Source organism: Lentzea rhizosphaerae (assembly GCF_042649515.1).
In the GTDB taxonomy this organism is placed as follows: Bacteria; Actinomycetota; Actinomycetes; order Mycobacteriales; family Pseudonocardiaceae; genus Lentzea; species Lentzea aerocolonigenes.
Genome location: NZ_JBHRZI010000011.1, coordinates 1,380,469 through 1,394,974, shown reverse-complemented (window position 1 = coordinate 1,394,974; position 14,506 = coordinate 1,380,469). Strand labels below are relative to the sequence as shown.

The window sequence follows — 14,506 nt, the reverse complement described above, 5'->3', positions numbered from 1 at the left end:
CGTACGGGTTGAACTGTGCGTGCCGAGGGGTGGAGGTCGGGGTGTCGCGACGCGTTGTGGGCGTCACGCTGGACAACCTGGAGCATCTCTCCAAGCACAGCAGGACGTGCGTTTTTTGGGAGTTGGCCCCTCACCTGCGTGAACAGGCGGAGGAATACGGCGACACCGAATTCGAGAAGGAAGCCTGGGTCTCCAGCGTCCTGCTCGAATGGGGTTCTTGCGGCCGTCTCATCTACTGCGACGGAATCCCCGCTGGTTCGGTGTTCTACGCACCGCCTGCGGCCGTTCCGCGCAGCGCCGCCTTCCCCACGTCCCCGGTGAGCCCGGACGCGGTCCTCATGACGTCGCTGGAGGTCCTTCCGGAGTTCCGAGGGGGAGGACTCGGGCGTGTGCTCGTTCAGGCCGTGGCGAAGGATCTGACGCGTCGTGGCGTGAAGGCCATCGAGGCGTTCGGCGACATGCGCCCGGACGAAGAAGAGCGCAGTTGCGTCACGCCCGCGGACTTCCTGACGAGCGTCGGCTTCAAGACCGTGCGGCCGCATCCGCGCTGGCCCCGGTTGCGCCTGGAGCTGCGCAGCGCCATCACGTGGAAGGAAGACGTCGAGGCAGCGCTCGAAAGGCTGCTCAACAGCGTCACCGTCTCCACGGCGGAACCGAGCTTCCGCCCCGTCTGATCGGCGCGAAAAGCACGTTCGGGCCATCTAGTGGCCCGAACGTGCTTTTCGCGCCAAAACAAATCAGCTCTTCGACATCTCGTAGCGCAGCAGGTCGTTGAACGTGAACGTGCCCGTCGGCTGGTCGTCCTTGCCGAGCAGGTACAGGCGCTTCACGGCCACGAGGATGCCCTCGGCCACGATGTCGCGGAAACCGGGAGTCGCCAGGCGTGCGCGGTCCTCGGTGTTCGTCAGGTAGCCGACCTCGACGCGGACGGCCGTGCAGCGGGTGAGCCGCAGCAGGTCCCACGACTTCGGGTGCGAGCCGCAGTTCCGCATCGACGTGCGGGCGGTGACCTCGCGCTGGATGAACCCGGCCAGCGCCTCACCGACCGTCGACGACGTGCCGTTGCCCGTGCCGTAGTGGAACGTCGCCACGCCCTGCGCGTTCGGCGACGAGTTGCCGTCGCTGTGCAGCGACAGGATCAGGTCGGCGCCGGCCTCGTTCGCGAACCGGGCGCGCTCCGCCTCGTCCGGGCAGTTGTTCGGCCCGCGGGTGAGCAGCGCCTCCATGCCGGTGGCGGCCATCTTGCCCTCCAACCGGCGGGCGAGGTCCAGCATCAGGTCGGCCTCGGAGACGTTGTCCACGACCACACCGCGGTCCTGGCCGCCGTGACCGGGATCGATGACGATGCGCTTGCCCGACAGGCGCGACCCGGCGTTGCGGACCCGCTCCTGCTCGCGCAGCAGCACCGGACGGCCACCGCGGACCTTCGGCTGGAGCTGACGCAACGCGCGCACGGTGTCGGGACCGCACATGCCGTCCACGATCAGGCCGTAGTCGCGCTGGAAGTTCCGCAGCGCCTGCTCGGTCTGCTGGCCGAACACGCCGTTCGCGCGGCCGGCGTCGTACCCGAGCTCCAGCAGGCGTTCCTGCAGCATCAGCACGTCGTCGCCGGTGGTCGGCTGCGACATCAGGTACGCGAGCGGGCGGTCGCCGAGGGAGAACGTCGCGTCGCGCAGCGCGCGGTAGGTAGCCGGGCCGACGATGCCGTCGATGATCAGTCCCCGCTGCTGCTGGAACGCGCGCACGGCGTGCTCGACCTGCTGGTCGAACACCGGCGGCGCCTGGGGGTCGGCCGGCGGAAGCAGTCCGAGCCTGGTCAGGGTCGACCGGATCTCGGCAACATCAGTTCCGACGTCCCCGCGGCGGAGCAGCTGCATGCACCCTCGCTCGACTAGGGCGCCGATCGTCGTCGGCGCGGTAGGTGGGAAGCCATCATTGTGCCCTGCTGCGCTTAGTGATCGATGCAGGGCTACTGACAGTGGCTTCTGGATCACGTTGGAAGTACCGGAAACAACATGGCCCGCCCGTCTTATCGATAGACGGGCGGGCCATGTTGCGCGTTGCACGCGAATATTTGACCGACTGCTCAGCCGATGACGTCCTGCAGGTCGTTCAGCAGCGCGGCCTTGGGCTTCGCGCCGACGATCTGCTTCACCGGACGGCCGCCCTGGAACAGGATCAGCGTCGGCACGGACATGATCTGGTAGTCACGGGCGATCGCCGGGTTGGCGTCGATGTCGACCTTGGCGATGGTGAGCTTCTCGCCGTGCTCGGCGGCGATCTCCTCCAGCACCGGCGCAACCATCTTGCACGGGCCGCACCAGGTCGCCCAGAAGTCGACCAGCACCGGCTTCTCGCTGGTCAGAACGTCGTCCGCGAACGACTTGTCGGTCACCGTGACGGTGGCGCCTGCCATGTTCTCTCCCTAAATCGCAGAAACTTCAGTTGCTCTTGCCGTAGCCGCCACCGACGGCCTCTGCCGCGATCTCGGCGTGCTCCTCGCCGTGCTCGGCGAGCCACCGTTCCGCGTCGATCGCGGCGCTGCAGCCGGAGCCGGCGGCCGTGATGGCCTGGCGGTACTCGTGGTCGACGAGGTCACCGGCGGCGAACACGCCGTCCAGGTTCGTGTACGAGGTCTTGCCCTTGGTCAGGACGTAGCCCTCCTCGTCGAGGTCGACCTGGCCCTTGACCAGCGCCGAGCGCGGGTCGTGGCCGATCGCCAGGAAGAAGCCGGTGACGGGCAGCTCGGACTCGGCGCCGGTCTGGGTGTCCTTGACCTTGATCGAGGACACGGTGCCGTCACCCAGCACGTCGGTGACCTGGGTGTTCAGCTGCCACTTGATCTTCTCGTTGGCGCGGGCGCGCTCGAGCATGACCTTGGAGGCGCGGAACTCCTCACGGCGGTGGATGACGGTGACCGACTTGGCGAAGCGCGTCAGGAACGTCGCCTCCTCCATGGCCGTGTCGCCGCCGCCGACGACCGCGATGTCGTGGTCGCGGAAGAAGAAGCCGTCACACGTGGCACAGGCCGAGACACCGCGGCCGAGCAGCTCCTGCTCGCCGGGGATGTTCAGGTACCGCGCCGCCGCACCCATCGCGAGGATGACCGCGCGGGCGGAGTACTCGACGCCGTTCGCGACGACCTTCTTGATCTCGCCGGTCAGTTCGACGGACTCGACGTCCTCGGCCCGCAGCTCGGCACCGAAGCGCTGCGCCTGCTCGCGCATCTGCTCCATGAGCTCAGGGCCCATGATGCCGTCGCGGAAGCCCGGGTAGTTCTCGACCTCGGTCGTCGTCATCAGGGCACCGCCGTACTGCGAGCCCTCGAAGACCAGGGGTTCGAGCTGCGCGCGGGCGGCGTAGACCGCCGCGGTGTAGCCCGCAGGCCCCGATCCGATGATGATCACGTTGCGCACGCTCACGGCCCCAGCAACTCCTCGATCTCGTCGTCTGACTGGCTCAACGGATCGTAGGTGCAGCTAATTCCGTGACTTGAGCGACTACCTCGGCTTGATGGTGTTGTCCGCCAGGACGCCCTGGGGCTTGTCCGGTCCGCAGGTGTCCGGATCCAGCACGACCAGGCGGAACTGCCCCACCGCCCCACCGGGGAGGATCGCCATCACGGCCTCCTTGCCCTTGAGGGTGATCGGGCTGATGCCGAGCGGCTTGGACGTGCTCGTGATGCCACCGCCCTTCAGACACCCCGCCAGCCGGTCGGGCGTCTCCAGCGGGCCGTAGTTCTGCGCCTTGAGGACCTCGCCGAACACCGAGCCCAGGTCGTCGCCCTTCACGGCGAGCGGAGGGGCGGCGTTGCCGGGAGCGGACGACGTCGTGGGTGTGGGCTGAGCGGCGTTGTCCGTGGACTTCTGCGTGCCCGGCGACACGGCCAGGACGACGCCGAACGCGGCAGCGGCCGCGACCAGCACGCCGGCACCACCCAGGCCGAGCCGGCGGTTGCGGCGCTTGCGGGCCTCGTCCAGCGACACGACGGGCGCGGCCGGGCGGGCCTCGGCGGCGAGAGCGGCGTCGATCCGTGCCGCGACGTGGTCGGGCATCGGGATCGGCGGCAGCGCGTGCAGGTCCTCCAGCGTCGCGTCCAGCGCCTGCAGGATCTCCACGGCCTCGGGGTCGGCCTCGACCCTCGGACGCAGCTGTGCGGCGACCTCAGGGGGCAGCACGCCCGCGTGCAGATCCGCGATGAGGTCCACAGACCACGGCGGACCCATCGGCACGCGCTCCATGCCGGTCATCGGCCCTCCCACTGACGTTGCTCTTGCACATTCACACCGTCAGCTGGGACGTTCGCATCTGCGATTCGGTTCCTGAGGTGCCCGAGAACTTTGGCGAGCTTGGCGCGACCTCGCGCACACCGGCTCTTGACCGTGCCTTCCGCGATGCCCAGGAGCTGCGCCGTCTCCGCGACGGAATAGCCCTCGACGTCGACGAGCACGATGGGCGCCCGCTGCTCCTCCGGCAGCTCCATCAACGCCTGCTGCACCATCAGGCTGGTCTCCCGGTCGCTCATCGCGTCACGGGGAGCGACGGGTTCGCCGGGACCGGCCTCGGGCAACGGCACTGTCGGCCTTGTTTGTCGTCGTCTCATCCGGTCGAGGCACGCGTTGACCACGATCCGGTGAAGCCAGGTGGTGACCTGTGACTCAGCGCGGAACGACGACGCCGCCCGGAAGGCCGAGATGAACGCCTCCTGGAGAGCGTCCGCGGCCTCCTCCGGGTCCCGCAGCGTCCGCAACGCCACCGCCCACATCCGGTCGCGGTGCCGTTTCACCAGCTCCGAGAACGCGTAGGGGTCACCTGCGGCGTGGGCCGAGATGAGGTCGGCGTCCGAGCTGGCTGCGGCGGTCACGGGCAGCACTTTAGCGAGCGTGATCACAGCGTTGTCGGCCGCTCCTTCGGAGACGGCGGCGAGGTCGTCGAGAAGTCGGTCGTCCGGCCGAATCGCCCGCACCGAAATGGGCTTCGCCGATTTCGGCACGAGCGGTTGACCGGACGACCGACACGACCTCGCGTCACCCGGACAGGTCTAACCGGAGTGAGGCGGTAGTTCTACGGGGCTCGCGGCGCCGGAGTACGCGGGGAGCTTTCGTACTCTCCTGCAGTACGCGGGGGCCCCGCGTGTCGTCAGAGCGAACGGAAGCTCCCCGCGTGCACTCACTGAGCGCGCGTGTACAGGACTTCGCGGATCTCCGACTGGTTCTTGCCGCCACCCGGGCTCGTCAGCTGCGTGATCCAGATCAGCACGTGACCGGTCGGCTCGTGGTCGTTGAGCTGGATCTGCGTCTGCCCGTCCGACAGGTCCGCGACCCCGATGACCTTGGTCTCCTCCAGCGGCGCGTCCTGCGACGACGCCACCCGGATCTCGACGTGCGTGCCCTTGCTGGGTGAGGTGATCGTGACGGACGCGAGCTTCACCGGCTCAGCGAACGACGCCATCAGCCCGATGCCCGGCTTCATGGCCGGGAACTGCTGGAAGTAGTTGTCCGTCCGCCAGAACGTGCTCGCGTTGTTGTCGACCGCCCTGCTCGCCTGGTTCGCGTTGTCGGGCTGGTTCGTGACGTCGTAGACGCCGATCTGACCCGGCGCCACCGGTCCGGCGGCCACCGGCGGTGGCGCGGTCTGGCCGTTCGACCCCGGCTGGTTGATCACCACGGTCGGGCCGCCGCCCTTGGACGGCTCGTCGCTGAAGAACCCGACGATCTGCACGCTCAGCCACACGATCACGGCGAGCGTGGCGGCGGCGAGCACCGCGACGCTGATCCACAGCTTCTTCTTCTGTTGCTTGTCCTGCCTCGGGCGCTGTGTCGTCCACACGACCTGGTCGTCGTCGTCATCGCGTGACGCCCCCACGGCCGGGATGAGCGAGGTCTCGGCCTCCTCTGCCGCGATCTGGTCGAGGACCTGCAGGATCGCCGCGGACGTACGGATGCCGCCGACCGACGTGTCCTCCAGCGAACGCACGGCGACCGACGACAGCTCGTGCGGCAGGTACGGGTGCAACGCGTTCGGTGCGACCACGGACCCGTCCGGGCCGGTCGGAGCGACCGGGACTCCCTGCGGGCCGCCCGGCAGCGCCCACCGGCCGGTGAGCAGCAGGTACAGGATCGCGCCGAGGCCCTTGACGTCGTCGCGCGCGATCGCGTCCGGCCTAGGACCGGGGAACGCGAGGCGCAGGCGGCCGTCCGAGGTGACCCTGATGCGTTGCGGGTGGTCGGCGCCGAGCACGAGACCGGCGTGGTGCGCGCCCTCGATGGCGGCGCCCAGCGGTTCGAGCAGGCGGGTCGCGGCGCCCGCCGGCAGCGGGCCCTCCGCGATGAGGTCCATCAGGTCGGTGCCCTGGGTCCACTCGGCGACGACCATGCCGAGGATGCCCTCGTCCGGGCGGATGCCGGTGCCGGGCGTGAGGACGTCGATGACCCTGGACACGCCGGGGTGCGTGAACGACGACGCGTGCATCGCGCGTTCGACCGTCCGGCGGGCTCTGGCAGCGCCTTCGTTGTCCGCCAGGTCGCCCAGCAGCACGGTGAGTGCCACGTCGCGGTTGAGCTGACCGTCCCTCGCGCGCCACAACTCGGCGTTGGACCTGGCGTCGGCGCCTGATTTCGCGAGCAGCCGGTACCGGCCGTTGCCGATGACGCCGCCGGGGACCAGGGCGGCGTGAACTCCGCTACTCACGGAGACGAGGGTACGGGACGACGCTCACGGGGCGGAGTCACCGCCGCCGCACCAAACGGTTGATCTTGTCGATCGCCGGCTTCATCTCGGGTACCCGGAACGCCGCCAAAAGGCCGAACGAGAGCGGCAAACCGATCAACGTCACCAGGATGACCTCGATCCAAGCGGCTACAACCGGGTCGATGGACCCGATCGCGCCCAGGACCAGCCAGTTCACGCCCTTCGCCACCCCGAACGCCAGCGAGGACGCCACGACGGTGAGGCAGACGGTCCAGATGGTGAAGCCCGTGCGCAGGCGGCCGAGGCGGATCCGCAGCCACACCTGACCGACGACCGCGCCGAAGACGAAGCTGAGCGACATCGCGAGCGACACGCCGACGGCGAGCTGGGAGGCGTCACCCGGCGCGGACACCGCGAGGAACAGGTAGAGCAGCCCGATCCGGACCGCCACGATCAACGCCTGGATCAACGTCGGTGTGCGTGCGTCCTTCATCGCGTAGAAGACGCGCAGCTGCAGCAGCGTGATCGCGTACGGCACGAGGCCGAACGCCGAGAGCGCGAGCGCGAGACCGATCCTCGTGCCGCCCACGACGCCCGAGTTGCCCCAGGCGAACGCCGCGAGGCCGATCGACAGGCCGGACACCGTCATCAGGGCGCTGAACGGCATCAGCAGGATCGCCGACATGCGGTTGCCGAACAGCAGGTCGCGCACGATCGACTCGTTGTCGTTGTGCGCGGCCGCCCTGCTCATCTTCGGCATCAGGGCGGTGAGCAGCGAGACACCGAGCACGCCGTAGGGCACCTGGGCGATCAGCCACTGGTAGTTGAACGCCGTCAGCGTGCCCTTGGCGCTCGTCGACACGTTCGTCAGCACCGTCATGCTGGCCAGGCCGAGCGCGACGTAGAGCAGCACCCAGAACGCGAGCCCGCCGAACTCCGACAGGCGCGAGTCCCAGCCGAACCGCCACTTGAACTTGAACCCGGTCTTCTTCAGTGCGGGGAACAGCACGGACGCCTGCACCGCCACACCGAGGGCGGTGCCCAGGCCGAGCACCAGCAGGTGCGCGTCGGTCATGCGGACCGGGTTGAGGGTGAGCTCGCCCGGCAGCAACGCGTAGACGACCAGGACGACGATCACGACGAGGTTGTTCAGCACCGGCGCCCACGTGGGGATGCCGAACACGTGCCGTGCGTTCAGCACGGCGCTGAGCAGCGCCGTCAGGCCGTAGAACACGATGCCCGGCAGCACCAGATACGCGAACGCGGTGACCAGGGCGGCGTTCGCGTCGCCGTCGTCGGAGATGTAGAGGTCGGTCAGCAACGGCGCGCACGCCATGGCGAGGACCGTGCCGATGCCGAGGATCAGCGTGCCCATGGTGATCAGCCACTGGGCGTACGACTCACCGCCGTCGCCGTCCTCCTTCTCGGCGCGGACCAGCAGCGGAATCGCCACGCTGGTCAGGATGCCGCCGAGGAGCAGCTCGTTGATCATGGTGGGCAGCGTCGACGCCGCCTGGTACGAGTCACCGAGCGTCTCGGCGCCGATCACCGCGATCAACAGGACTTTCGACAGCAGGCCGGTGGCACGGCTGACGATCGTCGCGATCGCCATCGAGCCGCTGGCCTTCGCGACTGACGGTGCCTGCTTCTGCTGCTCTGGCTCGGTGGTCGTGGCTGTCTCGCTCACGCGCTCGACTTCTCCGGTGTCACGTTCTCGATGGTCGGTGCGTCGCCGCCCTCGCCGTTGCGGGCGCGGACCCGCTTGTAGATGCGCCGCCCCGAAAGCAGGACGAGCGCGATCCCGGCGATCACGGTGATGATGACCGTGATGGTGCCGTAGGCGGAAGACGACACCTCCAGCTTGACAGCGTCACCGAGAGCGACGCCCTCGGGAGTGGTCAGCCGGACGTTCACGGGGAAGCGGCCAGAGCGCAGCACCTCGACCGGCACCCGCACGACGCGTTCGCCGCGGGCGGGAAGCACCTGGTCAGCGAGGTCGAGCTTGCGGATGCCCGGAGTGTCCTCCAGCACGATCCGCACGGTCACCCGGACGTCGAGCTTGTTCGTGATCGTGACCGGGATCGGGCTGTCGCCCGAGCCGAGCAGGATCGGGCTGTTCGGCTGCGTCACGCCGATCATGCCGGTGAGCTGGTTCAGCTCGCCCTGGCTGATCTCGGCCGCGGACCGGGCGCCCTGCTCGTTCGACCGCCACGCGCCGGACATCGCGCGCAGCAGGCCGAGCCACAGCGGGTCTGCCAGGTCGGACGGCGAGGCGTGCTCGCTGTCCTCCTGCTGCATGGCCGCGACCAGGCCGTTGAGCTCCACGCTCTGGGTGGTCACGGAGTCGGCGATGACCGGCGAGATCTCCCGCGCACCGGCCTCCGGCGGGTAGGTGATCTTGGCGTTGGTCACCGTCGGCGTCGAGGACGTCAGCTCCTCGAGCCCCGTCTGCGCCGCGTAGCCGCCGCCCAGCAGCTTCTGGGCCGCGGTCAGGAACTCGGTCATCTCCGGCAGCGGCGCGTTCCACCGGCGCGGCGGCGCGACCACCACGTTGCGGCCGTCGCCCTGCCACCCGGCGCGGAACACCAGCACGGCCAGTGCGTTCTGCACGGACACCGGCTGGTTCTCGAACGGCGCGGTCACGCCCGACAACGTCCGCGGGCGGGAGTCACTGCCCTGCAGCGCGTCGGAGACCATCGAGTCGATCTTCACGGCGGTCACCGGGTGCTCACCGGCGATGCCGACGGGCGCGGTGCCCGGCGCGTCGGCGAGGCCGGTCGGATCGAGCAGCAGCGACTTCACACCGGTGTACTTCTTGTCCGGCAGCGGCGTGGCCAGCTCGTCGAACGTCGGCTGGTCCAGCACACCGTCCTCAGGCCACACCAGGTCGGGCAGCGGCCGCACGGACAGCACGTCCTGGATGAGCTTCGGGCCGTCGGTCACCGCGAGCGCGCGCATGTTGGCGAGCTTCGCCCTGTTCAACGCCACGAGGTCGGCGTCGGCGTACGGCAGTGCGACGACACAGCGACCCTTGACGGCGAAGTTGAGCCGGTCCAGCCAGAGCTCGGCCTCGACCTGGCCCTTGCCCTCGCCGCCGCCGCGGACCTCGTAGCCCTTGCTCATGGCCTGGACGGTGCGCAGCAGGTCGGGGTCGATCGCCAGGCACATGGCCGTGCTCATCGACGGGATCGCCTGCTCGTAGGCCTGGAGCAGGCCGTACAGCCTGCCGTTGACCGAGAGCGACGTGGCGAGCTCGTCGTCGGTCAGCTCGGACTTGCCGTCCTCGACGAACCTGACGAGCCTCGGCCGGTCCGAGATCGGCCACAGCACGGTGAGCTTCGCCGGCGCGCCCGCCTTGCCCTTGGTCTCGCCGCCGGGCACGCCGAGCACGGGCAGCAGCGTCGACAGCGCCGCGAGCCGCGCCTGGCCGCCGTAGTCCGGCTTGCCGTTGACGTTGGCGAGGATCGGGTAGATGCCCGGCTTCTCGACCGCGAGCGAGGTCATCTGGTCGCCGCGCAGCGGCACTTCGAGGGTGAAGTCGGTCTGCTGGCCGGGCTCGAGCGCGTCGGAGACCTTGGTGAACCTGGGTTGCACGGCCTCGGCGGCCGCGGGCTCCTTCAGGGCCTTGCGCAGGTCGTCCTCGGTGTCGAGCGGCTCGCCGCGCTCCAGTCGCAGCACGATGTCGGACACCTTGCGGTCGCCGACGTTGACGATCTTTCCGGTGATCTTGACGGTGGCCGGGGAGTCCGTCGTCACGAACCGGGGGGTGAGCTGGGCGATGTCGAGCCGCAGGAAAGTCTGCTGCTGCTGGCCGGGCTGGGCCGCGAGCGTTCTGGTCGCCCACACCTGGGTGGCGGGCGCCGGCATGAACGGCAGCGCGTCGACCTGTTCCGGTTGATCCTGCTCAACTGCGAGTGCGGGTGCCGCGGCGGTCAGCATGAACGCGGCGACAGCGGCTGTGCAGACGAGCTTCCTCATGGTCACGCCGACTCCGCCCCGTTCCGGCAGCGGTCGGCGAGCAGTTCGGCTGCTCGGCGGACCAGACGGCGCTCATCGGCATACGCGAGTCGCTCGTCCAGCTCGCCGAGTGGCACCCACGCCACCTCGGTGACCTCCACGTCTTCGTCGGAAAGCTCTCCCCCCAGCGCTTCGAGGAGGAAGTGGTGAACCGTCTTGTGCACCCGGCGGTCGTCAGCGACGAACCAGTAGTCGATCGACCCCAACGGGCGCAGCACCCTGCTATGAATACCGGTCTCCTCGGCGACCTCACGCACCGCGGTCTGTTCCGCGGTCTCGCCGGCCTCGATGTGACCCTTGGGCAAAGACCACAGCAACCGGCCTCGCCGGTCAAGTCTTCCGATCACCGCCGCCCGTTGCTCACCGTCGAGCACCAGGCCACCCGCCGACGTCTCGTCGACGGTCTTGAGCCTCCGGCCCCGGCGCCTCTTCCTGCGCCCCGGCTTGGGAGCTGGGGAACGTGCGGCTGACGGGGGCATACGGCCGATCGTACTTACGAACCTTAAGTACGCTGGTTTCTCGTGTCTCGATCGCTCCAGCAGAATGCGGTGGTGGAACAGCCCGCCATCACACCAGTCGTCGCTGAGCTCGCCGCTCGGTTCACCGCCGAGGGCAAGCGCCTCTACCTCGTAGGTGGCAGTGTGCGCGACGCCGTGCTGGGCCGCCCGACGAACGACTTCGACTTCACCACGGACGCCCGGCCTGCCGAGATCCAGAAGCTGCTGAGCGGCTGGGCCGACGCGCAGTGGGACACCGGCATCGCGTTCGGCACGGTCGGTGCGTCCAAGAAGGGCGAGATCATCGAGATCACGACCTTCCGCGCGGACGTCTACGACGGTGTCACCCGCAACCCCGACGTGACGTTCGGCGACACCATCGACGGCGACCTGGTCCGCCGCGACTTCACGGTCAACGCGATGGCGTTCGACATCGCGGCCCGCGAGTTCGTGGACCCGACCGGAGGCCTGCAGGCCGCCCGTGACGGCGTGCTGGACACGCCGGCGACCCCGCAGGAGTCGTTCGGCGACGACCCGTTGCGCATGCTGCGCGCCGCGCGGTTCGTCTCCCAGCTCGGCTTCACCGCGGCGCCGCGGGTGGTCGAGGCGATGCGGTCGATGGCAGGCGAACTCACCCGCATCACGCCGGAGCGCGTGCAGGTCGAGCTCTCGAAGCTCCTGTGCGGCGCGCACCCGCGCCGCGGCATCGAGCTCATGGTCGAGACCGGCCTGGCAGACATCGTGTTGCCAGAGCTCACGGCCATGAAGCTGGAAATCGACGAACACCATCAGCACAAGGACGTCTTCCACCACTCGCTGGTTGTGCTCGAGCAGGCAATTGATCTTGAAGATGTTGATCATTCACCCGATCTGGTGCTCCGGATCGCGGCCCTCCTGCACGACATCGGCAAGCCGGCGACCAGGAAGTTCGAGCCCGGCGGCGGCGTCTCGTTCCACCACCACGAGGTCGTGGGCGCGAAGATGGTCCGCAAGCGCTTGCGGGCGTTGCGGTACTCGAAGGAGATCACCGAGGACGTCGCCAAGCTCGTCTACCTCCACCTGCGCTTCCACGGCTACGGCAACGGCGAGTGGACCGACTCGGCCGTGCGCCGGTACGTGACCGACGCGGGTGACCTGCTGACTCGCCTGCACAAGCTCGTCCGTGCCGACTGCACGACCAGGAACAAGCGCAAGGCGAACTTGCTGCGCCGGACGTACGACTCTCTTGAGGAGCGCATCGCGCGCATTGCGGCCGAAGAGGACCTCGCACGCGTACGGCCGGACCTCGACGGCAACGAGATCATGAAGTTGCTCGGCCTTCCGCCGGGCCCGCAGGTCGGTGCCGCGTGGAAGTTCCTCAAGGAGCTCAGGCTCGACAAGGGGCCGCTGGACCGCGACGAGGCCGAGGCCGCGTTGCTCGGCTGGGCACGCGAGCAGGGCATCACACCACCTGCTTCGTGACTCATCGTGAGCGAATGGAATCCCCGCGTTAGCGAAGCGTCAGCGCGGGGAGGCACCATGGGTACTGCTCATGGGGGTGATGCAGATGTTCACTTGGGGACTTTCCGCTGGTCCTGCCGCAAACGACCTGGGCGTGCTGACCGACGACCAACGGGCCGTGCTGAGGTGTCTCGCGCGAGGTCACGCCGACCACGAGATCGCGCGCGTGCTCGGTTTCGCACAGCAACGGGTGGCCGACGAGGTGGCGGAGATCCTGCGGCGACTGGATCTAACCGACCGGGTGGCCGCTGTCGTCTTCGCGCACGAGGCCGGAATGCTGCACCTGCCGTTTCCGCGCTAGGAGCAGCAGGTAGGCGCCCACGCCGATCAGGTAGAGGACGGCGGCGGTGATGATGAGGCCGGGCGAGCGCCCGTGCAGGGGGACCACCGTCGCGGTGATGGTCACCGCGGTGACCTGCGTGACGTTGAAGAGGGTGTCGTAGAGGGCGAAGACCCGGCCGCGCACCTCGTCGCCGACGTCGTGCTGCACCGCGGTGTCCACGCAGAGCTTGACGACCTGACCGGCGAAGATGACCACGAAACCGGCCATCAGGATGGTCGGCAGCGTCATCGGCAACCCGAGCCCGACCTGTGCGACGGCGGCGAGGATCAACGCGCCGCAGATCGTGCGGGAGGTGCCGAACCTGTCGACGATGCGGTCGGTCAGGACGCCTGCGAGCAGGATGCCCGCACCGCCCGCGACGGCGACCTCGCCGAGCCCGCCGATGCCGGCCTTGAGGATGCCGACGTCCTCGAGGCTGTAGCGCATCAGCAGCAGCGTGACCATCAGGCTGATGGCGAACCCGGCGCGGTGCGCGAGCAGTGCCGCGAGCCCGGCCGTGACGCTCGGGGTGTGCAGGGTGGCCTTGCCGCCGTCCAGCAGACCGCGCGCGACGGCCTTGAACGCGTTGTGCGGCTCGTCGACCTCGTCCGGCCCGAGCACGCCCGCCCTGAACCGGCTGGCGATGAACGCGCCGAGCAGCAGCCCGACGACGGCGATGCTCGTGGTCCACCCCGAGCCGCCGTCCCCGGCACCGAGGATCGTGCGGAACCCGATCGCGCACGCGGCACCGATCACGGCCATGATCGCCCCGGCCGTCGTGGCCAGCGCGTTCGCCTCGACCAGGTGATCCTCGGGAACGACGTGCGGCAGCGACGCGCTCAGCCCCGACCCGACGAACCGGCCGATGCCCATGACGACGAGGGCGGACACGTAGAGCGGCAGCCCGCTCAGCCCCGCCCCGACCGCCGCGGCCGTGAGCAGGACGAACGTGGCGCGCGCGACGTTCGCGACGACGATGACCTTCTTGCGGTCCCACCGGTCGAGCAGCGCGCCCGTGAACGGTCCGACGAGCGAGTACGGCAGCAGGAGCACCGCGAACCCGGCCGCGATGGCCAGCGGATCGGCCTGTCGTTCGGGGTTGAAGAGCACAGCGCCGGCGAGCCCGGCCTGGAAGAGTCCGTCGCCCCACTGCGAGGCGAGGCGGGTCGCGAGGAGTCTGCGGTACTCGGGGATGCCGAGGAACCGGCGTGATCCCCAGTGGTGCTTCTCCACCGCAACCGTTGTCACCGTTGCACTCTATGCGCGGTGCCGTGAAAACCACGAAAGCCGGACCTCACGGTCCGGCTCCCCTGGATCGGATGCCAGGTCGCCTCACGGCGCGGTGCACTACGCGGCTCCAGCCGTACGGTATTCCGCGAAGGCGGTTGTCTGTTGAGCCCGGGGGACACAAAGACATCCGACAGTTAAGTCTAACGGGGCGCGGCCCTGAGTTGTTCCGACGATCACGGATGATTTCATG

13 protein-coding genes are annotated in these 14,506 nt (G+C 69.0%); 3 read left to right on the top strand and 10 right to left on the bottom strand.

Features of this window, described 5'->3' with window-relative positions; translation table 11 throughout:
* Positions 1-41: 41 nt before the first annotated feature.
* Positions 42-674, top strand: coding sequence for a GNAT family N-acetyltransferase (locus tag ACFOWZ_RS14440; protein ID WP_030465630.1), 633 nt, complete (start codon positions 42-44; stop codon positions 672-674).
* A 63-nt stretch (positions 675-737) separates the two neighbouring features.
* Here ACFOWZ_RS14440 and ACFOWZ_RS14435 read toward each other — a convergent pair whose 3' ends face one another.
* The 9 genes from ACFOWZ_RS14435 to ACFOWZ_RS14395 all read right to left on the bottom strand — a co-directional run bounded on the left by ACFOWZ_RS14435 (position 738) and on the right by ACFOWZ_RS14395 (position 11,186).
* Positions 738-1,877, bottom strand: coding sequence for an N-acetylmuramoyl-L-alanine amidase (locus tag ACFOWZ_RS14435; protein ID WP_382372450.1), 1,140 nt, complete (start codon positions 1,875-1,877; stop codon positions 738-740).
* Positions 1,878-2,086: 209 nt separating this feature from the next.
* On the bottom strand, positions 2,087-2,416 hold the full coding sequence (gene trxA, locus ACFOWZ_RS14430) for a thioredoxin (protein WP_382372448.1): 330 nt from the start codon (positions 2,414-2,416) through the stop codon (positions 2,087-2,089).
* A gap of 25 nt (positions 2,417-2,441) precedes the next feature.
* The gene (trxB, locus tag ACFOWZ_RS14425; protein WP_030465633.1) at positions 2,442-3,422 is read right to left on the bottom strand and encodes a thioredoxin-disulfide reductase; all 981 of its coding nucleotides are present in this window, start codon (positions 3,420-3,422) and stop codon (positions 2,442-2,444) included.
* Between the two features lie 78 nt (positions 3,423-3,500).
* Entirely contained in the window at positions 3,501-4,250 is a 750-nt protein-coding gene (locus ACFOWZ_RS14420; protein ID WP_382372445.1) for a hypothetical protein, read from the bottom strand.
* The gene (sigM, locus tag ACFOWZ_RS14415) at positions 4,247-4,864 is read right to left on the bottom strand and encodes an RNA polymerase sigma factor SigM (protein WP_167976507.1); all 618 of its coding nucleotides are present in this window, start codon (positions 4,862-4,864) and stop codon (positions 4,247-4,249) included. The genes ACFOWZ_RS14420 and sigM overlap by 4 nt, the downstream gene beginning before the upstream one ends.
* Positions 4,865-5,169: 305 nt before the next feature.
* Complete coding sequence (locus ACFOWZ_RS14410) at positions 5,170-6,690, bottom strand: protein kinase family protein (RefSeq protein ID WP_382372442.1); 1,521 nt, start codon at positions 6,688-6,690, stop codon at positions 5,170-5,172.
* A 37-nt stretch (positions 6,691-6,727) separates the two neighbouring features.
* Entirely contained in the window at positions 6,728-8,377 is a 1,650-nt protein-coding gene (gene murJ, locus ACFOWZ_RS14405; RefSeq protein ID WP_382372440.1) for a murein biosynthesis integral membrane protein MurJ, read from the bottom strand.
* Entirely contained in the window at positions 8,374-10,668 is a 2,295-nt protein-coding gene (locus ACFOWZ_RS14400; RefSeq protein WP_382372694.1) for a DUF6049 family protein, read from the bottom strand. Before ACFOWZ_RS14400 ends, murJ begins: the two co-directional genes overlap by 4 nt.
* A gap of 2 nt (positions 10,669-10,670) precedes the next feature.
* A complete protein-coding gene (locus ACFOWZ_RS14395; RefSeq protein ID WP_030465639.1) occupies positions 10,671-11,186 on the bottom strand; it encodes an NUDIX hydrolase in 516 nt (171 codons plus the stop codon).
* A 42-nt stretch (positions 11,187-11,228) separates the two neighbouring features.
* Here ACFOWZ_RS14395 and ACFOWZ_RS14390 point away from each other — a divergent pair, with 42 nt between their 5' ends.
* Positions 11,229-12,665 carry a CCA tRNA nucleotidyltransferase gene (locus tag ACFOWZ_RS14390; protein WP_382372438.1) on the top strand — a complete coding sequence of 479 codons (1,437 nt, stop codon included), beginning with the start codon at positions 11,229-11,231 and terminating at the stop codon, positions 12,663-12,665.
* Between the two features lie 85 nt (positions 12,666-12,750).
* Positions 12,751-13,005 (top strand): LuxR C-terminal-related transcriptional regulator, encoded by a 255-nt coding sequence (locus tag ACFOWZ_RS14385; protein WP_382372436.1) that lies wholly within the window; start codon positions 12,751-12,753, stop codon positions 13,003-13,005.
* Here ACFOWZ_RS14385 and ACFOWZ_RS14380 read toward each other — a convergent pair.
* Entirely contained in the window at positions 12,934-14,274 is a 1,341-nt protein-coding gene (locus ACFOWZ_RS14380; protein WP_382372434.1) for an MFS transporter, read from the bottom strand. The genes ACFOWZ_RS14385 and ACFOWZ_RS14380 overlap by 72 nt on opposite strands.
* Positions 14,275-14,506 lie beyond the last annotated feature (232 nt).